Genomic DNA, 20,935 nt, shown 5'->3' on the forward strand with positions numbered 1-20,935 from the left:
GATTAGGCCTCGGCGCTGCGTGCCGGGGCGCCGCCCTGTGCCTCGCCGGCCACCACTTCGCCGTTGCGGCGGCGGGTGCGGGTCCGGCGGCGCGCGCGGGTAGCCCGGTCGACCTCGGTCGGAGCGCTCGCCGTTGCCGGGGCGCTTGCCTCGGCGGGTCCCGTGGCGGTCTCCTTTTCGGGCGAACGACGACGGCGCTCACCGGAGCGTCCGGCGTCACGGCCGCCTTCGCGGGAGCCGGAGCGTCCGGCGTCACGGCCGCCTTCGCGGGAGCCGGAGCGGCCATTGTCGCGTCCGCCCTCGCGGGAGCCTGAGCGGCCGCCGTCGCGTGCACCGTCGCGTGTGCCGGGACGGGCGTTCTTCTTGCCGGTCTCGCCGAGGTCCTCGAGGACTTCGGCGTCGACGCCGGCGAGCACCCGCTTGTCGCGGGGGAGACGGCCCTTGGTGCCCTCCGGGATGTCCAGCTCCTCGAACAGGTGCGGCGAGGAGGAGTAGGTCTCCACCGGTTCGGGCACGCTCAGGCCGAGGGCCTTGTTGATCAGGCCCCAGCGCGGCATATCGTCCCAGTCGACGAAGGTCACGGCGGTGCCCTTGTTGCCGGCGCGGCCGGTGCGGCCGACGCGGTGCAGGTAGATCTTCTCGTCTTCGACGCACTGGTAGTTGATCACGTGCGTGACGTCGTCGACGTCAATGCCGCGCGCGGCGACGTCAGTGGCGACGAGAACGTCCACCTTGTTGTTGCGGAAGGCGCGCAGCGCCTGCTCACGGGCACCCTGGCCGAGGTCGCCGTGGATGGCGGCCGCAGCGAAGCCGCGGTCCACGAGCTCCTCGGCGACCTTGGCGGCGGTGCGCTTGGTCTTGGTGAAGATGATGGTCCGGCCTCGTCCGCGGGCCTGCAGGATCCGAGCCACCACCTCGATCTTGTCCATGCTGTGGGCACGGTAGATCAGCTGGCGGATGTCGCGCTTGGTGAGGCCCTCATCCTCGGGATCCGCGGCGCGGATGTGGGTGGGCTTGGTCATGTAGCGGCGCGCCATCGCGACGACCGGGCCGGGCATCGTGGCGGAGAACAGCAGCGTCTGGCGGACGGCCGGGGTACCTGCGATGAGGGTCTCGACGTCCGGCAGGAAGCCGAGGTCCAGCATCTCGTCGGCCTCGTCGAGGATGACCATCTTGACGTTCTTGAGGACGAGGTGCTTCTGCTTGTAGAGGTCGATCAGGCGCCCGGGGGTGCCGACGACGATCTCGACGCCCTGCTGCAGCGACTCGACCTGCGGCTCGTAAGCACGGCCGCCGTAGATCGTGGTGATGCGGGCGTTGCGTTTGCGGGCGGCGTTCTGCAGGTCGCCGGCGACCTGCACCGCGAGCTCACGGGTCGGCACGATCACGAGGGCCTGCGGTGCGCCGGGGGCCGGGAGGTCGGCGAAGCCCGCGTCGTCGCGTCCGATGACGCGCTGCAGGGCCGGGATGCCGAAGCCGAGGGTCTTGCCCGTGCCGGTTTTGGCCTGGCCGATGATGTCGTGGCCGCTCAGTGCGACCGGCAGCGTCATGGCCTGGATCGGGAACGGGTGGGTGATTCCGGCGTCGGCAAGGGATTCAACAATGTCGGCGCGGACGTTGTAGTCGGCGAAGGACTTTTCCGCGATTTCGTGCGGGGTTTCGTCCGAAATGATGGTCTCTTCCGGCTCGATCGATTCCGTGCCGGACTCGTCGGTAAGAAGCTGGTGCGTGTGCAATTCACTCACAGGGGAGTTTCCTTATTCATTTGGGCTGCGCTGCTTGCTCAACGGGGCCGGCCGAGGGCCGTTCCGGAGCACGCTCAGGAGCGCAAGCAAGTCCAGTGGAAGCCGATCGCGGGCTATCTAAATGCTGGCACTGGGACCAGCGGGTGTGTCTCAAGATCGCGTAGGGGCGGGCTTGTTGAATTCGAAAAACATGGAAATCAACGACCGGGCATCCATTACTACCCTTCCAGTCTAGCTGTTCGCCGTTCGGAACCTCGACCGGGGCCCGCGGTGCGGCGCGCCAGTGGCACGGCTGCGGGGCGCAAGCCGGGCGTAACATCAGCCCACGAGTTCGAGCCGGACCTCCCGAGTGGCGATGTCCGAGGATACGACCCGCACCCGGACCTGGGTGCCGGGCTCCAGCTCGCCGGGGCACCGTGCGGTCACCGCGGGCTCGGCGATCTGCACGATCCCGGACGGGCCATTGCCGTTCCCGTTGCTCTTCCCGTTCCCGTTGCTGCCCTTACCGTTTCCGTTCGTGCCGCCGTTCTTCGCGGGCTTTGAGCCCGAGATCACGACGGCGTCGAACTCCTGCCCGATGTGGTTGCTCAGCAGGGCCGCCTCCACGGTGTCCAGCGACAGCCGCTCCAGCTTGGCGGCCAGTTGGTCCGAAGCCGCCATGATGGCCGGCAGCGACGGGAGGGCTTCGCGGGCCCAGCCCGGAACCTCGGCGCCGTTGGACAGGGCCTCGCAGATGACCAGGACGAAGCGGTCGATCAGGCGCCGCAGCGGGGCGGTGGAGTGGGCATACGCCGCGCCGATAGCGGACTGGATGGCGTCCTCCGGGACGGCGCCGTCGAAGTGGGTGTAGCCGGCGCCGCGGAAGAGCATCCCGGCCGAGTGCACGATGGCAAGCTGGCGCGGGTCGGTGGGGTCCAGGGTGCGAAGGTATTCGCCGTAGCTGATCCGGCCGTCCCAGGGCTTGCCGAGTGCGCCGGTCTGGCGCCGGAAGTGCCGCAGCGAGCTCTCATCCGGGGCGGGCATGGTCCGCAGGATGCCGACCTTGCCCTGCAGCATGAGCTCCGCTGCGGCCATGCCGGTCATCAGCGAAATCTGGGCGTTCCAGTCCTCCACCGGCAGCGGCGGCGCCGCGACGATCCGGTAGCCGCCGTCGGGCAGCTGCTCGATCTCCTGCTCCGGCATGTTCAGGCTGGCCCCGCCGCGCAGGCGCTCCAGTTCCACCCGCTTGCTGCCGACTTCCTTGAGCAACTGCAGAACGGGGTCCGCGGTACCGCCGTCGAGTTCGGCCTGCACACCTTGGTAGCTGAGCTTGGCCCGGCTGCGGACCTGTGCCCGGCGGACCAGCACGGAGGAGACCTCGGCAGCGGCGTCGAGCTCGAACTCCCAGACGAAGGCCGCGCAGAGCTGGCCCGCCAGCAGGCTGCCGGCCGCTTCGCTGATGACCTCGGGGTGCAGGGGGATGCGGCCGTCCGGAGTGTAGAACGTCTGGCCGCGGCGCCGGGTCTCGGCGTCGAGCGCGCCGCCGGGGGCGACGAAGGACGGGACGTCGGCGATCGCGTAGAAAACCCTGTACCCGTCGCCGGCGCGGTCAATGAACAAGGCCTGGTCCAGGTCCGTCGAGGACGCCGGGTCGATGGTCACGAACTCCACGTGAGTCAAATCCAGTTCCGGCAGCTCGTGGGAGGCGACGGCCGCCTCGGCGTCCCGGAGCACGGCTTCCGGAAACGGCCCGGGCAGCTCCAGGACGGTGCGCAGTGCGTTGAGCGCCTGGGCAAGCTGGTTCTTCTGCTGGCGGACGCTCGGAGTCAGGCGATGATGAGACACGGAATCAGGTTAGCCCGATTTCCGCTACTAGTCTTGAAGCATGAGCACCTCCCCGGCCGAGCCCGCCCGCTACAACCGTTTCCTCCGGGACCTGCTGGGCGTGATGGCCTACGGGGAGCTCTCGGCCTTCGAACGGCTCTCCTCCGACGCCCGGTATTCGCCCACCCTGCACGACCGGGCGGTGCTGGGCGGCCTCGCCGTCATCGAGTTCCAGCATTTTGAACTGGTCTGCGCGAAGCTGGCGGAGATGGGCATTGACGCGGAGGAGGCCATGCTGCCGTTCCAGCCTTCGGTGGACCACTTCCATGAGCGCACCCGCCCCGCCGACTGGCACGAGTCGCTCATGAAGGCCTACGTGATCGACACGGTCTCCGCGGACTTTTACCGGTCCATTTCGGGCTATGTCGACGCCGGGACGGCCGGGCTGATCGAACTGGTCCAGGCGGCCGGGGACGCGACGGTGGTGCTGCGGGACCGGCTCAAGGCCGCGCTCGCCGACGATCCGCGGCTGGCGTCCCGGCTGGCCCTGTGGGCTCGGCGGTTGCTCGGCGAAGCGCTTACCCAGGCCCAGCGGGTCAGCGTGGAGCACGCCTTCCTCGGCGGCCTGACCGGCACGGACGAGGACCGGGCCGGTGAACTCGCCCGCGCCCTGACCGCCGAGCTTGCCGCCGCCCATTCCCGTCGGATGTCAGAGCTGGGACTAGCCGGCTAGTTGTCCGCGGCGCCGCTGTGGACGTCGGCGTCGGCGTCCGCCCCGGCGTCGAGCGCGGCGAGCAGGGCACGCGCGGCCCCGGCAGGATCAGCGGCCTCGGTAATCGCCCGGACCACCACAATCCTTCTGGCTCCGGCGTCGACCACCTGGGCCACGTTGCCCAGGTCGATGCCGCCGATCGCGAACCACGGCACCACCCCGGCGACTTTCCCGACGTCGGCGGCCTCGGCCCGGCCGATCGCCGCGGCGGCGTAGCGCACCAGGTCCAGCCCGACGGCGGCGCGGCCCGGCTTGGTGGGGGTGGCCCAGACCGGGCCCACGCAGAAGTAGTCCAGCCCGCCCCGGCCCGGGGACGCCGCGATGGCCGCATCCACCTGTTCCGGCGTGTGCGTGGACATGCCGATCACGGTGCCCTTGCCCAGGAAATCCCGTGCCGCGGCGAACGGGATGTCCTTTTGCCCAATGTGGAACACCGGCGCCCCTGCCAGTGAGGCCAGGTCGGCACGGTCGTTTACCGCCCAGAGCCGGCCGTGCCGCCGCGCCACGGAGTGCAGGACCTCCAGCAGCTCAAGCTCCTCGGCCGCCTCCAGCGACTTGTCCCGCAACTGGATGATGTCGACGCCGCCGGAAAAGGCGGCGTCAACGAAGTCCTCGAAGTCACCGCGCTCCTTCCGGGCATCGGTGCACAGGTACAGGCGGGCGGTGGTGTGGACATCCTGGCTCATGCCCCAAGCCTAGTTCCTCTAAACTGGGCGCATACCGCGGGAGCCCGCGCGGGCCGCCAGACGTCCGACGGGCTGAGAGGGCGTCAGAGCCGACCGCTTGACCTGATCCGGCTAGTACCGGCGTAGGGAAGGAACCCATGGACGTATCCGTCGCACCACCCGCCACACCACCGGGCCCATCCTCGGATTATTACGACGTCATCGTGATCGGCGGGGGAGTGATCGGCCACGGCATCGCCTGGGAGGCCCGCCGTTCGGGCCGTACCGTCGCGCTGGTCGACGACGCCCCCGGCACCGGCGCCAGCTGGGCTGCCGCCGGCATGCTGGCGCCCGTGAGTGAACTCCACTACCAGGAGGAGGAGCTACTGGCCCTGATGCTGGAAGCCTCAGGGCTGTGGCCGGAGTTCGCCGCCGGCCTGGCCGGCGGCAGCACTGACGGCGGCGGCACTGGATATCTCACGACGCCGACCCTCGCCGTCGGCGCGGACGCGGCCGACCGCCGGGCGCTCGCCGACCTGCGGGCCGCGCAGCAGGCCTGCGGCCTGGCCGTGGAGCCGCTGACCGTCCGTGAAGCACGCAGCCGCGAACCGTTGCTCAGCCCCGGTATCTCCTGCGCCTTCGACATCCCGGCCGACCACCAGGTGGATCCGCGCCGGTTGCTGGCCAGGATCGGTTCACTGCTGGCTGCCGACAGCCGGTTCACGGCCGTGCCCCGCCGCGCGGCCGGGCTGCTCTGGCGCGGCGGCCGCGTCGCCGGCATCCGTTTCGAGGGCGGCGGAGAGCTCCGCGCCGGCGAGACGGTCGTAGCCAACGGTCTGGCCGCGGCGGAACTGCAGGGCCTGCCCGGGGGATTGTCCCTGCCGCTGCGTCCGGTTTACGGGGACATCCTGCGGCTCCGGGTCCCGGCACGGCTCCGGCCACTGCTGCGCTCGACCGTGCGGGGCCTGGTCCGCGGGGTTCCGGTCTACATCGTCCCGCGGGAGGACGGCACGGTCGTGATCGGCGCAACCCAGCGGGAGGATGCGCCCTCCGAGGCTGGCGCCGTCTCTGCCGGCGGCGTGTACCAGCTTCTGCGCGATGCCCAGCAGCTGGTCCCGGCCGTTGCCGAGCTGGAACTGCTCGAGGCCACGGCGCGGGCACGGCCCGGGACCCCGGACAACGCCCCGCTCCTGGGGCGCGTGGCCAGCGCCGGATCCGGACAGGACGTCGAGGGACTCATCGTTGCCACCGGGTTCTTCCGGCACGGGGTCCTGCTCACCCCGGCGGCCGCCGCCATTTGCCGGGCGTTGCTGGACGGAGAGCCGGACCGGCGCTGGGAGGGCTTCCGCCCGGACCGCTTCTCCAGCCGCCGCCCGGTTTCTCCAGCCCCCGGCTCATCCGAGCGGGACGCTTCACCCGCGGACGCTCCAGCGAAAGACAGGACGACAGCATGAATATCAGGCTCAACGGAGCGCAGCACGCCCTCGCCGACGGCGCCACTATCAGCGCCTTGGTCAGCGGGGTGACCGGCCGGACGCTGGCCGCCGACGGCCGGGCCACGGACGGCCGGAAACTGGGCGTCGCCGTCGCCCGCAACGCCGAGGTGGTGCCGCGCAGCCAGTGGCACGCGACCGCGCTCGCCGAGGGCGACGACGTCGAACTCGTTACGGCAGTACAGGGAGGATAGAGGGCATGGAAGCAACAGCAATGCAGGAAACGCAGCAGGCACGCCGGGATCTGCTGACGGTTGACGGAGTGGAACTGGGCTCCCGCCTGATCATGGGCACCGGCGGTGCGCCGAGCCTGGACGGCCTCGGAGCCGCGCTGGTGGCCTCCGGAACGGAACTCACGACGGTGGCCATGCGTCGCTACTCTCCGGCCGAGAGCGGCTCGTTGTTCCAGTTGCTGGCGGACCACAACATCCGGGTGCTGCCCAACACCGCCGGATGCTTCACCGCCCGGGACGCCGTCCTCACGGCCGAACTGGCCCGCGAAGCGCTGGAGACGGACTGGGTGAAGCTCGAGGTGATCGCGGATGAGCACACCCTGCTGCCCGACGCCTTGGAACTGGTGGAGGCAACCGAACAGCTGGTGGCGCGCGGCTTCAAGGTCTTCGCTTACACGAATGACGACCCGGTCCTGGCCCTCCGGCTGGAGAACCTCGGCGCCACGGCAGTGATGCCGCTGGGCGCCCCGATCGGCACCGGCCTGGGCATCCTGAATCCGCACAACATTGAACTCATCGTCTCCCGTGCCTCGGTGCCGGTGGTGCTCGACGCAGGAATTGGCACCGCCTCCGACGCCGCGCTCGCGATGGAACTGGGTTGCGACGCCGTGCTGCTCGCCACCGCCGTGACCCGTGCCCAGGACCCGGCGCTGATGGGTGAGGCGTTCCGGCACGCCGTCATCGCCGGCCGGCTGGCGCGGCGGGCCGGCCGGATCCCGCGCCGCGAGCATGCCCTCGCGTCGTCCGCGATGGAAGGACGCGCCGAGTTCCTGTAGGGGCCCCGGCGCCGCTCCCGTCCAGGCCCGTTCGCCTCGCCAAACCGTGATTAAAGGCACTGTTGAAGATTAAATCCAGTGTCTATCCTGTTGGGTAACGACCGCTGCACTGCACGGTCCGCAGGCCGCCGGCACGTCCCGGGAAGCCTTCCCGCTCCGGGGGCCCGTCTCGGTGAGGAGGCGTCCATGTCCAGTCCTGATGTGCCAACGCGGGGGCCGGCCAAGCCGGGTCCCTATGTAGTGTCCGGAATCCTGTTGCTCGTCGCCATTGTGGTTCCGTTGGTTGTGCCCGCGTACGCCTTCGACGAACCGCGGCTGGCGGGTATCCCGTATTTCTACTGGTATCAGATGGCATGGATCCCGGTCACCGCGGCCTTGGTGGGGATCTCCTACTGGCTGGTCACCAGGGAGGACCGCCGTCGCCGTGAATCCGTCCGCGGGGCGGCCGCTGCGGGGGAGGAGCGGTGAACGGGGCGGTCGTGCCGCTGGCGGCACCGGACCGGCCGGTCAACGGCATAGCCCTCACCATTGTGATCATCCTCTTCGTCCTGGTGGCGGTCCTCGGCTTCTTTGCCGCGCGGTGGAGGCGGGAAGAAACGACAGGGCTGCATAGCCTCGACGAATGGGGACTGGGCGGCCGGGGCTTTGGTACCTGGGTGACCTGGTTCCTGCTCGGCGGGGACCTCTACACGGCTTACACCTTCGTGGCGGTCCCGGCGGCGATGTGGGCCACCGGAGCCGTGAGCGGCTTCTTCGCGGTGCCGTACACAATCGTGCTCTATCCGATTGTGTTTTTGCTGATGAGCAGGCTGTGGTCCGTCTCGCACCGCCACGGTTTCGTCACGCCGGCGGACTTTGTTGGCGGCCGGTATGGCAGCAGGGCGCTTACCGTTGCGGTCGCCGCCACCGGCATCGTCGCCACCATGCCCTACATTGCCCTGCAACTCGTGGGCATCAAGGCCGTACTCACTGTGCTCGGCCTGGGCAGTGCTGAGAACGCGCTGCTGACCGACCTGCCGCTCATCGTCGCGTTCGTGGTTCTGGCCGCGTATACCTATACCTCGGGCCTGCGCGCTCCTGCCCTGATCGCCGTCGTGAAGGACCTGCTGATCTATCTGGCCGTGATCGTGGCGGTGATCTACCTGCCCATCAAGTTCGGCGGGTGGGGTACCATTTTCGACTCCGCCGAGGCGAAGCTGGGGGCAGTCAATCCGGCGACGGGCAAACCGGCGGGCGCATTCATCCCGGGGGCGTCCAGCTACTCGGCGTATTGGACCCTGGCGCTTGGTTCCGCGCTGGCCCTGTTCATGTATCCGCACTCGATCACGGGCGTCCTGGCGACCAAAAGCCGGAACACCATCCGCCGGAACGCTGCGGTGCTGCCGCTGTACTCCTTGATGCTGGGCTTCCTGGCACTCCTGGGCTACGCGGCCATTTTCGCCGGCACCAAGCCCACCGACCTGAACGGCGCCGTCAATCCGCAACTGGTGGTGCCGCAGTTGTTTCTGGATCAGTTCCCGGCCTGGTTTGCCGGCATTGCGCTCGCCGCCATCGCCATCGGGGCGCTGGTCCCGGCCGCCATCATGTCCATCGCCGCGGCCAACCTGTTCACCCGAAACATTTACCGGGACCTGATCAAGCCGGACGCCACGCCCCGGCAGGAAGCCAGCGTTTCCAAGATCGCCTCGCTGGTGGTGAAGTTCGGCGCGCTGGTCTTCGTGATCGCCATGGACCAGTCCGCGGCCATCAACATGCAACTACTTGGCGGCATCTGGATCCTGCAGACCTTCCCTGCCATCGTGGCTGGACTCTATACCCGTTGGTTCCACCGGTGGGCGCTGTTCCTCGGTTGGGCGGCCGGCATCGCCTATGGCACCATCGCGGCGTATAACGTCGTCAATCCCGTCACGAAAGCCCACTTTGGCGGGTCCATCTCGGCCATCCCCGGCACCGATATCCAGGTCTACATCGCCGTTGTGGCGTTCGTGATTAACCTCGTCGTCGCAGCTGTGCTGTCCCTGGTTTTCCGGGCAATGAAAGTCCCCGACGGCAAGGACATCACCCGCTCCTCGGACTACGGCGCAGACGAGAACGATCCGAAGGTGGCCCAGCTCCAGCGCGAACACCCGCTCGCCGAACCAGGGGGCCCGACGTACTGAAGCCCTTTATCCGTGGTGACCATGAATCGACGATTGACCGCCCGCGGGCGGTCACGGGCCATAGACTCCGGTTGGAGGTGGCTGGCCGGCCGACCAGGAATTTTTCCACCGGGTGTCCTTTTGCCGGCAGCTCCTTCGTCGTATTGACGTATCGACCTACTAGAAGGAGTCACCGTGGACTACATGCTGTTCATCTGCACCGATCCGACTGCGCCGGAATATGTGCCGGCCGAGGACAACATCGAGGAATGGGCGGCGGAGATAGAAGCGCGAGGCATCGCCCGCCACGGCGACAGGCTGCGACCTGTCGAGGACGCGACCACCGTGACGGTGCGGGCGGGGGAGGTGGTCGTCGCGGACGGCCCGTTTGCCGAGACAAAGGAATGGATCGCGGGCTATGACATCATCGCCTGCACCGATCTTGACGAGGCGATCGAGGTGGCGTCCAAGCATCCGATGGCAAAATTCGGCAAGATCGAGATCAGGCCCGTGTGGCCGCTCGGTTTATAGCACTCGTTACAGCAATCGGCGCCTCAGCGCGGGAGGGCGAAAAGGGGGATCAGATGGCAGCGGACGCGGCGGAGGTGCGGGCGGCCCTCGGGGGTGCTTCCGCCGAGGCGGCAGCACGGATCACGGCCACCCTCATCCGCATCACCGGCGACTGGGGCCTGGCCGAGGACTGTGTCCAGGACGCGTTCGCGCGTGCCCTCGTCGACTGGCCCCAGCGCGGCATCCCCGGAAACCCGGCGGCCTGGCTGACGACCGTTGCCAAGAACAGGGCTATTGACTGCTTGCGGAGCGCAGCGAGCGAGAAGAAGGCGGTGCGGGAGCTCTCGGTCCTGGCCAGGCTCGAAGAGGTGGCGGAGGATGCTCCCGGGGATCCCGTGGACGGCGACGACCGGCTGCGCCTGATCTACACCTGTTGCCATCCCGCCCTTCCGCTTGAGGCGCGGGTCGCCCTGACCTTGCGCACCGTGGCTGGCCTGACGACCAGCGAGATCGCTCGCGCGTTCCTCGTCTCGGAGTCAACCATGTCCAAACGGCTGGTCCGTGCCCGCGCCAAAATCCGCGACGCCGGGATCCCCTACCGGGTGCCGCCGCCAGAATTAATAGCGGAACGCACGGCCGGGATCCTGGCAGTCCTCTACCTCATGTTCAATGAAGGGTATGCGGCCACCGGCGCCAACACACTGATCCGCGAGCCCCTTGCCCGGGAGGCGATCCGTCTCGACCGGCTGCTGATTGGCCTGCTCAAAGGGTCACCGCAGGAACCCGAAGCGCTGGGCCTGCTGGCGCTGATGCTCCTCCAGCACGGCCGCCGGCACGCACGTACGGACGCGGCCGGGGACCTGGTGACGCTGGAGGACCAGGACCGCGAACGATGGGACCGGGCAGCGACTGCGGAAGCGGTGGCGCTCCTGGCGGCCGCCGACCGCGCCGGCATTTCACTCGGCGTCCGGCCCGGCAGCTACCGGATCCAGGCAGCCATCGCCGCGTGCCATATGACCGCCCGCGATTTTGGCAGCACCGACTTCGGCCGCGTGGCAATGCTGTACGACCGTCTTGCGCGGCTGGCACCGTCACCGGTCGTCGAACTCAACCGTGCCGTCGCCGTCGCGATGTCCCAAGGGCCGGACGCCGGGCTGGCGCTCATCGACCGGCTGGAGGATGCCCGGTCACTGGAGGGGTACTACCTCCTGCCTGCCGCGAAGGCGGACCTCCTGCGGCGCCTTGGCAGAATGCCGGAGGCCAGCCAGGAATACCGGCGTGCCCGGGAGCTCGCACCGTCTGAGGCCGAGCGCCGCTACCTCAGCAAACGCCTGGCGGAGACCCGCCCGGAAGTATCGGGAGTACTGTGATGCGCATGGAGATGCGTCTGGAAGTCGTACAAGTGCCGGTCACCGACGTGGACGCGGCCAAGTTGTTCTACACGGAGAAGCTGGGTTTCGTACTGGACCACGACGTCGAATACATTCCAGGCATGCGGGTCGTCCAGCTCACGCCGCCCGGCTCCGCCGCCTCAATCGTCATCGGCACCGGAATGACCGCCATGGCCCCCGGAAGCCTGGAAGGACTGCAGTTGGTGGTCCCGGACATGGCCGGCACCCGCGCCGAACTTCTGGGACGCGGAGCCGAGATCAGTGAAGTCCAGGACATCGGCGGGATAGCCTTCGCATACTTTAGCGACCCGGACGGCAACCGCTGGGTCCTTCAGGAAACCACGGACCCGGAAGTGAAGGAAGCTTCCCGGCGCTGAGGGCTTCAGCCGGTTAAGGCACTGCGGCCACTCACCCGAGGGGGAGTGGCCACAGCGCTTTGCGACTTCAGCTGTCCGCTAGATGCGCAGGATGGCGGTCATCCGGGCCGTGTCCAGCCGGGTCCGGGACTTGCCGAGGTACAGCACCGCGCCGACCGCCGCCGCCGAGCCCAGCAGTACGGGCAGGACCCACGGAATCCAAGTCAGGCCCGGCTGGTACCCGAAGCCGGCCGCCATGAAGATGATCCAGCTCAGCATCGCCACGCCCAGGGCGATACCGGCCGGGACAGTGATGCCGTACTTGGCGTGCCGCTTGTCGTTCGCCCAGACCAAAAAACCCGCGGCCACGGCGACCATGGCCACCACAATCAGGGACAGCATTCAGACTCCTTTGGGAACTGCGGGTTGAGGGGCGGGTTGAACGGTAGGGGATCCGGGGCGTTGCCTAGAGGGCGCCGAAGCCGACCCGGCGGACCTCTTCGGCGCCGATTTCCACGTAGCCCAGGACGTTCGCCGGGATGATGATCTGGCGGCCCTTCTCATCGGTCAGGCGGAGTTCGGTGCCCTTGGAAATGGCCTCTTCCACAAGCTTCGCCACCGCGTCCGCGTCCTGGTTGGATTCGAGGGCAATTTCGCGGCCGATGTTCTGAATGCCGATCTTTACTTCCACAGCAAGGCCTCCCAGCCAATCAAAGTGTTCAAATTTTCTCTGCGAGGGTTTCTCTGCGAGGCGTTCTCTGCGAGTTTCCTCCACGAGGTGTTCTCTATTTGTAGTCTAGGACTCTTTGGGAAAGCGGGAGATTCCGCGCCAAGCTAAACGGTAAATCAGGTCACTGGCCACATCGATGTCCAGGTTACCGTCGGTTTCCAGCCAGTACCGGGCACTGACCTGCGCCATTCCGGACAGTCCGCGGCCCAGGAGCTGGGCTTCCAGCAGCGGCAGTTTGGTGTCCTCGGCGATGACTTTCGCGATCGCGTCCGCGAAAGTCTTGTTGAACGTTTCCAGCCGCGCGCTCACATCGTGGTCGTTGACCAGATCGGATTCGAAGACCAGCCGGTGGGCCTGGTCATCGTTGGCGATGAAATGGAAATAGGCCCGCATGACGGCCTGGACGCGCTCATCGTTGTCCGTCGTGGAGTTCAGCGCACCGAGCAGCAGTTCCGTGAGCGCCGACAGGTGGCTGTCCAGCAGGGCCAGGTACAGCTCGCGCTTGGACGGGAAGTGCTGGTACAGCACGGGCTTGCTCACGTGCGCGGTCTCGGCGATTTCGTCCATGGCGGCGCCATGGTAGCCGTTGGCCACGAAGACCTCCTGCGCGGCGGCGAGCAGCTGGGCCCGCCGTTCATCGCGCGGCAGCCGCGCCGAGCGCTGCGTCCCGCTCCGCGCCTGGGCCGCCGACGACTTTCCGGTATGTCCCCGCTCAACCGGTGCCTGATGAACCACTATCGGCCTTCTTTCCTTCGCTGTTAGCTCCACTTTACGCGGGGGTAATATGACCTGGCGGCATCTTCGGGCATACATTGAAGTATGGCTTCCCAGTTGACCCCAAACGGAACCCCCGCAACCCCGCCGCCGGCGCCCGGACCGCTGGTCGAACCTGCGGACGCGCTGACGCCGGACGAGGTGGAGCGCTACTCCCGCCACCTGATCATTCCCGAGATCGGTACGCTCGGACAGCGCCGGTTAAAGAACGCCAGGGTCCTGGTGATCGGCGCCGGCGGCCTCGGCTCGCCCGCGCTGCTCTACCTGGCCGCCGCCGGGGTGGGAACCCTGGGCATTATCGACGACGACGACGTGGACCTCAGCAACCTCCAACGCCAGGTGATCCATGGCGTGGCCGACGTCGGCCGGCCCAAGACCGAGTCCGCCCGCGACGCGATCGCAGCGCTGAACCCCCTGGTCGATGTCCGGCTGCACAACGTCCGGCTGGATGCCTCCAACGCTCTGGAGCTCTTCGCCGATTACGACCTGATCGTCGACGGCGCCGACAACTTCGCCACCCGCTACCTGGTCAACGATGCCGCCGCCATCCTCGGAAAGCCCTACGTGTGGGGCTCGATCTTCCGCTTCGACGGACAGGTCAGCGTCTTCTGGGGGCAGCACGGCCCGACGTACCGGGACCTGTACCCCGAAGCGCCGCCCGCCGGCTCGGTGCCCTCCTGCGGGGAAGGCGGCGTGTTCGGCATGCTGTGCGCCGCGGTCGGCTCGCTCATGGTGACCGAGGCGGTCAAGCTCATCACCGGCGTCGGGCGTTCCCTGCTGGGCCGGGTGGCGCTGTTCGACGCCCTCGGCGGCAGCTGGCGCGAAATCAAAGTCTCCCGGGACCCCGAAGCCCCGCGCGTCACCGAGCTCACCGACTACGAGGCCTTCTGCGGGATCGCACCCGCCGCGGACGCCGGAACCGAACACACCGTCACCGCCACCCAGCTCGCCACCATGCTCGCGTCGCGCAAGGCCGGGCTGAAGGATTTCCAGCTCGTGGACGTGCGCGAGAGCGGCGAATTCGACATCGTCCGCATCGACGGCGCCACGCTGATCCCGCAAGGCAGGATCCTGGCCGGCGACGCGTGGGCCGAGTTGCCGCTGGACACGGACATTGTGTTCCACTGCAAGGGCGGGACACGCTCCGCGGCCGTGCTCGCCGCCGCCCGGGCAGCCGGCTACGAACGGGTCAGCCACCTGGAGGGCGGGATCCTCGCCTGGGTGCGCGAGGTGGAACCGGGAAAACCGGTCTACTGACGTTTTTGAACACCTTGCCCTGAACGCCTTGCCCTGAGCACCTTGTCCCCGGACCGCCGGGCCCCTACCCGAGAGGCACTGCCATGAGCGAAGACACCAGCCTGACCCCGCAGCACAAGATCGGCTCGGGTTTCGGCCCGCGTTCGACGGCGACGGAGGTGATTGCGGGCGTGGACCTGAGCGGGAAGACCGCCGTCGTCACCGGCGGCTATTCCGGGCTCGGCCTGGAGACGGTGCGGGCGCTATCGTCCGCCGGGGCCCGGGTGATGGTTCCGGCGCGGCGCCCCGACCATGCCCGCAAGGTCCTGGCCGAGGCCGGCCTCGACAGCGTCCGCGTGGCCGGGCTGGACCTGGCCGAACTGTCCAGCGTGAGGGAGTTCGCGGCCGGTTTCCTTGCCTCCGATTTCCTCGGCGACGGCGGCAGCCTGGACATCCTGATCAACAACGCCGCCATCATGGCCAGCCCGGAGCAGCGCGTCGGCCCGGGGTGGGAATCCCAGTTCGCCACGAACCACCTGGGCCACTTCGCGCTCACCAACCTGCTTTGGCCCGCGCTCTCCGCGGGGGAGGGGGCGCGGGTGGTGGCACTGTCCTCCACCGGCCACAAGCTGTCGCCCATCCGGTTCGATGACATCAATTTCGACTCAGGCTACGACAAGTGGAAGGCCTACGGTCAGGCGAAGACCGCGAATGCGCTGTTCGCGGTGCAGCTGGACGCGCTCGGGAAACATGCCGGCGTCAGGGCCTTCGCCGTGCACCCGGGAGGCATCATGACCGAGTTGCAGCGGCACCTGCCCCGGGAAGAGATGATCGCCTCGGGCTGGATGGACGCGGAGGGCAACCTCAACGAACGGTTCAAGACGCCCGCCCAGGGGGCCGCGACCTCGGTCTGGGCGGCCACCTCGCCGCTGCTTGCCGGCAAGGGCGGCGTCTACTGCGAGGACTGCGACATTGCCGAGCCGACGGTGCCGGGAACCCCGGAAGCACGGGTCAGGGGAGTCGACGCCCACGCCGTGGACCGGGCGGACGCCGAGAGGCTGTGGCAGCTGTCCGCCGAGCTGACGGGCGTCAACGCCTTCGCCGCGCAATCGGACTAAGCGCCTGACTGGCCGGCCGGACTGACCGGACTGGCGGCCGGACGGAAATACCGCCGGGCAAGGGGCTGAAGGTTGTTAGGCCGTTTCCCGCTGGCCGTCGGCGGCGGGAAACGCGCTGTGGTCGACCGGGCACTCGGCCTCGGTGCCGGAAGCGGGGCGCCGTGCCGTATGCTGTTCAACCGTGATGCCGTAGACGGCCTCGAGGCCGGCCACATAGTCGTCCTGCTGGCCGTTCGCAGCGAGTTCCCGGGCACGGACGGTGGGCACGTGCAACAGCTGCTTGACCATCCGGCGCAGGGCAAACTCGACTTCCTCGGCCGCGGCGGTGCAGCCGTGGCGGGCGCGCACCTTTTCCATTTCGGCGTCGAGCACGTCCATCGTGTGGCGGCGCAGGGCGACGATGGCCGAATCAACCGAGCGCGCCTCGCGCTCCTGCTCAAAGGCGGTGGCGGCGCCGTCGACGATGCCGCTGGCCTGGTTCAGGGACTCCGCCTGCTCCTGCGGGGCGGCCAGCCGGACGGACTCAAGCGTGAGCAGCTCGACGCCGTCGAGTTCGGCGACGGCGGGGTCGAAATCGTGGGTGAGGGCCAGATCGATCGCGATCAGCGGCTGCGGCGACGCCGAGCGGATCCGGGCCAGTTCGGGGGCCTCGACGCGGTTGTCGGAGCCGCTGCAGCCGATCATCACGTCGGCGGCCGCGACTGCGTCCGGCAGGGAAGCGCTGTCCAGGGCGGTGCCGCCGCGGGTGGCGACGAAGCCGGCGGCGCGGCCGGAGGAGGAGAAGACGGAGATGTCAGTGCAGCCGCGTTCGCGGAGCAGGGACATGGTTGCGCCCGCGTAGGCGCCGGTGCCGAAGACGACGGCCTTCTTGGTGGACCAGTCGGGGTTCTCGGAGAGGTCGGTCGCGAGGTCCAGGGCGACGGAGACGATCGACAGTCCGCGCGAGCCGAGGGCCGTCTGCGCACCGACGTCCTTGGCGGTCTTGGAAGCGGCCTGGAACAGCCGCACGAGACCGGAGCTCGCGGTGCCTTCGTGCTGCGCGGTGATCAGGGCGCGCCGGACCTGGCCTGCGATCTCCCGTTCCCCGACGACGGCGGAATCCAGTCCGGAACTGACCGCGAACAGGTGGCGGCTGACGTCCGGGCCGGTGCGGGTATTAAAGGACCGGGAGACGAGCTGTTCGTTGAGTCCGCTGGCACCGCTGATCTCGGAGACCAGCGCGGCGCGGGCCGCCTCGACGTCGTCCGGGTGCGGCGCTTCGCCGTAGATTTCGAAGCGGTTGCAGGTGGCAAGGACAACGGCACCCGCCACGGCCGGCGATCCGGCGAGGGCGGATGTGGCAAGCCCGGAAGCGCCGGTGCTCAGTTGAGCAACGGTCTCCAGATCGATGTCGGCGTGTGTAGCCACCAATGAGAAAAGAACCACAGCACGACAATCATAGCTTTTTCGCGTCCGTGTAGAACAACTACCGGGCGTGGGACTGCCCACCCGGGGTTGTGATTCCCGCCACGGCGGCGCCCGCAGCGGCTGCCCTGACAGGTTGTCGTTATCTTTTGGAGCCGATTTTCGGCACAATCAAAGGCATGACTCTTAGCGCTGCGGCCACGAACGGCACTGCAATCGACGGCACGGCAGACTCCGGCACGGCACACTCCGACATGGCAAACTCCGGCACGGCACACAACAGTCTCGACGCCGGCCACCCCCTGATGGACGGCCGTACCGCCGACTCGCCGCTGATCACCGCCTACCGCGGCGGCAAGCCCTCCCGGCGCCCCGTCTGGTTCATGCGCCAGGCCGGCCGGTCGCTGCCCGAGTACCTCAAGGTACGCGAAGGCGTGGCCATGCTGGATTCCTGCCTGCGCCCCGATCTCGCCTCCGAGATCACCCTCCAGCCCGTGCGCCGGCACGACGTCGACGCGGCGATCTTCTTCTCCGACATCGTCATCCCGCTCAAGCTGGCCGGCGTCGGCGTCGACATCGTCCCCGGCGTCGGCCCGGTGCTGGACAAGCCCGTGCGCACCGCCGCGGACGTTGCCGCGCTGCCCCAGCTGAGCTGGGAGGCCCTGGAGCCGATCCGCGAGGCCGTGCGGCTCACCGTGGCCGAACTCGGCAGCACCCCGCTGATCGGTTTCGCCGGCGCCCCCTTCACCCTGGCGGCGTACATGGTGGAGGGCAAGCCGTCCCGCGACCACCTCGGCCCGCGCACCATGATGCACGCGGATCCGGAGACCTGGACGGCGCTGGCCAACTGGGCGGCCGACGCCTCCGGCATGTTCCTGCGCGCGCAGCTGGAGGCCGGCGCCTCCGCCGGGCAGCTCTTCGACTCCTGGGCCGGCTCCCTGGGCCTGGCCGACTACACGCGGTTCGTGGCTCCGGCGTCCGCCCGCGCCCTGGATCACGTCCGGCACCTCGGAGCACCCCTGATCCACTTCGGCACCGGCACCTCGGAGCTGCTGGTGGCAATGCGCGACGTCGGCGTGGACGTCGTCGGCGTCGACTACCGGCTGCCGCTGGACGAGGCCAACCGCCGGCTCGGCGGGACCGTGCCGCTGCAGGGAAACATCGACCCGGCACTGCTCTCCGCACCATGGGAAATCCTCGAGGCCCATGTCCGCGACGTCATCAAAGCCGGCGCCTCGGCCCCGGGCCACGTCCTGAATCTGGGCCACGGCGTGCCTCCGGAGACGGACGCGGCGGTGCTGACCCGCGTGGTCGAACTGATCCACTCGATCGCCCCGGAGTAACCCCGATGGCCACCGACGCCGCCACTGACACCAACCCCGGCTCCAACACCAGTGCTGCTCCCGCGCCGACGGCCGTGGTGGTGGGCGGCGGCATCTCCGGCCTGCTCGCCGCCCGGGAGCTGGCGCGGGCTGGCGTCCGGACCACGGTGCTGGAAGCATCGGGCGACTGGGGCGGCTGCGTGGGCAGCCATGTGGTGGCCGGCCTGACCCTGGACAGCGGCGCCGAATCCTTCGCCACCCGGTCCGCCGCGGTGGCCAGCCTGGCCGAAGAGCTCGGCCTCGGCGCGCAGATCGTTCCGCCCAACCCCGGCGGCGCCTGGGTCCAACTGCCGGAGGGTCCGCGGGAATTGCCGAAGACCGGGGTGCTGGGCATTCCCGCCAACCCCTGGGACCCCGAAGTCCGGCGTTCCCTTGGCCTGCTCGGATCCCTGCGCGCCTCGCTCGACGCACTGCTGCCGGCTTCCATGGGGACCGCTGCCGAGGCCACAAGCGTGGCGGCCCTGGTCCGCGCCCGGATGGGCCGACGCGTACTGGAGCGGCTGGTGGCGCCGGTGGTCGGCGGCGTGCACTCGGCCGACCCGGCCCTGCTTGACGTGGACATGGTGGCGCCCGGATTGCGCGCCGGAATCCGCACGCACGGCTCCCTCGCCGCCGCCGTGGCCGCGCAGCGCCGGGGGGCTGGACCCCGGCCGGGCGCGCCGGGGTCCAGCGCTCCCGCGCCCGGTGCCCAGCAGCCTGGGCTGCAGAAGGCGGGCTCCGCCGTGGCCGGCCTCCGCGGCGGGATGCACACCCTCGTCACTGCCCTCCTCACCGAGCTGCGCGGGCTGGACGTGGCCCTGCTCAGCGGCACCCGGGTAGGCGCGGTGCAGCGCATCCCGGGCGGCTGGCGGGCCACCGCGGGCCAGGCCACCTTCGACGCCGGGCGGCTAATCGTGGCGGTTGAGGGCCCGGCGGCGGTCTCGCTGCTCGCCGGCACGCTGCCGGCATTGGCGGCCCTCCGTCCGGACGCGGGACCCGATGTGCGGCTCGTGACGCTGGTGCTGGACAGTCCCGCCCTCGACGCGGCACCGCGGGGCACCGGAGTGCTCGTGGCCCCGCAAAGCCCCGGCATCCGCGCGAAGGCACTCACCCACGCGACCGCCAAGTGGGCCTGGCTGGCCGAACGGACGGCGCCCGGCCGGCACGTCCTCCGGCTCTCCTACGGACGCGGCGCGAACCTGCCGGACGCCGCGGCGGCCCCGGAGCCCCGGAGCGACGAGGAGTTGTTCGACGACGCGCTGCAGGACGCCGCCGCGCTGCTCGCCGTCCCGCTGGCCCGGACCGACGTCGTCGGCTGGGACGTGGTGCGATGGTCCGGCGCGCTGCCCTTCGCGGCACTCGGCCACAAGCGGCGGGTCGAGCAGGTTCGGCAGCTTTGCGCGGCGGAAGGTGGCCTCGCCGTCGTCGGGGGCTGGCTGTCCGGAAACGGCCTCGCCGCCATCGTCGCCGACACCCCCAAACAGKTGGCCGCCCTGCTTCCCTGAAGCCTGCCCCGGGGCTTGATGGGGGGGCCACGGCACGGTGCCCGATAGCCGGAAAGTAGGCGTTTGGGCAAATTTTCCACGCCGGCGTTCTCCGGCTAGGGTCGATGACCATGGTTATGCACAGGTCCGAAGTTCCAGAAACGCCGGCCGGTCACCATGGGGGACTCCGACGCGGCACGGCCGTGGCAGCACTCGGAGCGGTACTGGCTCTCACCGCAGGGGTTCCTGCCACCCAGGCGGCCACCCCGACGCCCAGCCCGGACGGCCCGTCAGCCTCGATTTCCGTCGGCATCGACGACCTGATCGGCGGCCTGGTGGAATCCCCGACGCCGTCGCCCTCGCCGACCTCCGACTCCGGCAGCCCGGACCCCACCGAAAGCACGGCCCCGCCGACGTGGACCGCACCGGATCCGACCGAGACGCCGGAGCAGCGGGCTTCCCGGCAGGCCTCCGAGCGGGCCACGGCGCCGGGAACCTCGGTTCCGCCACCGGTGCCCGCAGCCCCGCAGCCGGCGGCCGGCCAGCCCTCCGGAACCCAGCAAGCCCCGGCCCCGGTCCAGGCGCCAGCGAACGACACTCCCGCCGGTGCCGCTCCCGGTGTTGCGGCTGGTACGCCGGCGGCAACCGGAACGCCGGCGGCAACGCCGAGCGGCCCGCCCAGGTCCGCCACCACGATGTCCGCCGCCAAGCAGGCTCCCACCGCCGCGCCCGGGTCCGGCGACAAGATGCAGGCTGCCTCCTCCGTTGAACCGTCCCCCTCCGCCCTGGTCGGCTGGGGGATCTGCCTGCTCGCGGTGTCGCTGGGAGCAGGCGTCGTGGCCCTACGGATGCGCAAGATCTAAGGGACGTCCGAACCACCCGGCTGTGAAATTGAGCACTTCTACGCGTTGTAGAAGTGCTCTATTTCGACTTAGCTCGGGGGAGG

At 69.3% G+C, this 20,935-nt stretch carries 21 protein-coding genes and 1 riboswitch; of the genes, 14 read left to right on the forward strand and 7 right to left on the reverse strand.

Going from position 1 to position 20,935, the window contains the following annotated elements:
• Nucleotides 1–2: 2 nt before the first annotated feature.
• Both AC1DGE_RS05805 and AC1DGE_RS05810 read right to left on the reverse strand, forming a co-directional pair.
• A complete protein-coding gene (locus AC1DGE_RS05805) occupies nt 3–1,745 on the reverse strand; it encodes a DEAD/DEAH box helicase (protein ID WP_441417189.1) in 1,743 nt (580 codons plus the stop codon).
• 318 nt (nt 1,746–2,063) lie between these two features.
• A complete protein-coding gene (locus AC1DGE_RS05810) occupies nt 2,064–3,569 on the reverse strand; it encodes an RNB domain-containing ribonuclease (protein ID WP_441417190.1) in 1,506 nt (501 codons plus the stop codon).
• Nucleotides 3,570–3,609: 40 nt separating this feature from the next.
• On the opposite strand from AC1DGE_RS05810, the gene AC1DGE_RS05815 reads away from it, so the two are divergent.
• Complete coding sequence (locus tag AC1DGE_RS05815) at nt 3,610–4,281, forward strand: ferritin-like fold-containing protein (protein WP_476892200.1); 672 nt, start codon at nt 3,610–3,612, stop codon at nt 4,279–4,281.
• On the opposite strand, the gene thiE is transcribed toward AC1DGE_RS05815, so the two are convergent.
• Nucleotides 4,278–5,006 (reverse strand): thiamine phosphate synthase, encoded by a 729-nt coding sequence (thiE, locus tag AC1DGE_RS05820; protein WP_441417192.1) that lies wholly within the window; start codon nt 5,004–5,006, stop codon nt 4,278–4,280. The two genes, AC1DGE_RS05815 and thiE, sit on opposite strands and share 4 nt — an antisense overlap.
• Before the next feature lie 26 nt (nt 5,007–5,032).
• Nucleotides 5,033–5,153: riboswitch (TPP riboswitch) on the forward strand.
• Here thiE and thiO point away from each other — a divergent pair.
• The 8 genes from thiO (at nt 5,144) to AC1DGE_RS05860 (ending at nt 11,903) form a co-directional block, all read left to right on the forward strand.
• Nucleotides 5,144–6,439 (forward strand): glycine oxidase ThiO, encoded by a 1,296-nt coding sequence (gene thiO, locus AC1DGE_RS05825; RefSeq protein WP_476892201.1) that lies wholly within the window; start codon nt 5,144–5,146, stop codon nt 6,437–6,439. (Overlaps the previous riboswitch by 10 nt.)
• Nucleotides 6,436–6,672, forward strand: coding sequence for a sulfur carrier protein ThiS (gene thiS / locus AC1DGE_RS05830; RefSeq protein WP_441417194.1), 237 nt, complete (start codon nt 6,436–6,438; stop codon nt 6,670–6,672). Before thiO ends, thiS begins: the two co-directional genes overlap by 4 nt.
• Before the next feature lie 5 nt (nt 6,673–6,677).
• Entirely contained in the window at nt 6,678–7,487 is an 810-nt protein-coding gene (locus AC1DGE_RS05835) for a thiazole synthase (protein WP_441417195.1), read from the forward strand.
• Between the two features lie 186 nt (nt 7,488–7,673).
• Nucleotides 7,674–7,955 carry a DUF3311 domain-containing protein gene (locus AC1DGE_RS05840; protein WP_441417196.1) on the forward strand — a complete coding sequence of 94 codons (282 nt, stop codon included), beginning with the start codon at nt 7,674–7,676 and terminating at the stop codon, nt 7,953–7,955.
• The gene (gene mctP, locus AC1DGE_RS05845; protein WP_476892202.1) at nt 7,952–9,646 is read left to right on the forward strand and encodes a monocarboxylate uptake permease MctP; all 1,695 of its coding nucleotides are present in this window, start codon (nt 7,952–7,954) and stop codon (nt 9,644–9,646) included. Before AC1DGE_RS05840 ends, mctP begins: the two co-directional genes overlap by 4 nt.
• Before the next feature lie 183 nt (nt 9,647–9,829).
• Entirely contained in the window at nt 9,830–10,156 is a 327-nt protein-coding gene (locus AC1DGE_RS05850; protein WP_441417842.1) for a YciI family protein, read from the forward strand.
• Nucleotides 10,157–10,209: 53 nt separating this feature from the next.
• A complete protein-coding gene (locus tag AC1DGE_RS05855; RefSeq protein WP_476917068.1) occupies nt 10,210–11,505 on the forward strand; it encodes an RNA polymerase sigma factor in 1,296 nt (431 codons plus the stop codon).
• A 5-nt stretch (nt 11,506–11,510) separates the two neighbouring features.
• Complete coding sequence (locus AC1DGE_RS05860) at nt 11,511–11,903, forward strand: VOC family protein (RefSeq protein WP_441417199.1); 393 nt, start codon at nt 11,511–11,513, stop codon at nt 11,901–11,903.
• Nucleotides 11,904–11,981: 78 nt separating this feature from the next.
• On the opposite strand, the gene AC1DGE_RS05865 is transcribed toward AC1DGE_RS05860, so the two are convergent.
• From AC1DGE_RS05865 to AC1DGE_RS05875, 3 genes are all read right to left on the reverse strand, one after another.
• Complete coding sequence (locus AC1DGE_RS05865) at nt 11,982–12,284, reverse strand: hypothetical protein (RefSeq protein ID WP_441417200.1); 303 nt, start codon at nt 12,282–12,284, stop codon at nt 11,982–11,984.
• Nucleotides 12,285–12,348: 64 nt separating this feature from the next.
• Complete coding sequence (locus AC1DGE_RS05870) at nt 12,349–12,573, reverse strand: DUF3107 domain-containing protein (protein WP_441417201.1); 225 nt, start codon at nt 12,571–12,573, stop codon at nt 12,349–12,351.
• Between the two features lie 105 nt (nt 12,574–12,678).
• Complete coding sequence (locus tag AC1DGE_RS05875) at nt 12,679–13,425, reverse strand: TetR/AcrR family transcriptional regulator (RefSeq protein ID WP_441417202.1); 747 nt, start codon at nt 13,423–13,425, stop codon at nt 12,679–12,681.
• A gap of 6 nt (nt 13,426–13,431) precedes the next feature.
• Here AC1DGE_RS05875 and moeB point away from each other — a divergent pair, with 6 nt between their 5' ends.
• Nucleotides 13,432–14,643: a molybdopterin-synthase adenylyltransferase MoeB gene (gene moeB, locus AC1DGE_RS05880; protein ID WP_476917069.1), complete on the forward strand. Its 1,212-nt coding sequence runs from the start codon at nt 13,432–13,434 to the stop codon at nt 14,641–14,643.
• 83 nt (nt 14,644–14,726) lie between these two features.
• Entirely contained in the window at nt 14,727–15,740 is a 1,014-nt protein-coding gene (locus AC1DGE_RS05885) for an SDR family NAD(P)-dependent oxidoreductase (protein WP_476908525.1), read from the forward strand.
• Nucleotides 15,741–15,815: 75 nt separating this feature from the next.
• Here AC1DGE_RS05885 and AC1DGE_RS05890 read toward each other — a convergent pair whose 3' ends face one another.
• Complete coding sequence (locus tag AC1DGE_RS05890; RefSeq protein ID WP_476908526.1) at nt 15,816–17,165, reverse strand: glutamyl-tRNA reductase; 1,350 nt, start codon at nt 17,163–17,165, stop codon at nt 15,816–15,818.
• A 158-nt stretch (nt 17,166–17,323) separates the two neighbouring features.
• On the opposite strand from AC1DGE_RS05890, the gene hemE reads away from it, so the two are divergent.
• The 3 genes from hemE to AC1DGE_RS05905 all read left to right on the forward strand — a co-directional run bounded on the left by hemE (nt 17,324) and on the right by AC1DGE_RS05905 (nt 20,852).
• The gene (gene hemE / locus AC1DGE_RS05895; protein WP_476908527.1) at nt 17,324–18,487 is read left to right on the forward strand and encodes a uroporphyrinogen decarboxylase; all 1,164 of its coding nucleotides are present in this window, start codon (nt 17,324–17,326) and stop codon (nt 18,485–18,487) included.
• A gap of 5 nt (nt 18,488–18,492) precedes the next feature.
• Nucleotides 18,493–20,010 (forward strand): protoporphyrinogen oxidase, encoded by a 1,518-nt coding sequence (gene hemG / locus AC1DGE_RS05900; protein ID WP_476917070.1) that lies wholly within the window; start codon nt 18,493–18,495, stop codon nt 20,008–20,010.
• A 182-nt stretch (nt 20,011–20,192) separates the two neighbouring features.
• A complete protein-coding gene (locus AC1DGE_RS05905; RefSeq protein WP_476917071.1) occupies nt 20,193–20,852 on the forward strand; it encodes a hypothetical protein in 660 nt (219 codons plus the stop codon).
• Nucleotides 20,853–20,935 lie beyond the last annotated feature (83 nt).

Source organism: Arthrobacter sp. 05N425 (assembly GCF_056397125.1).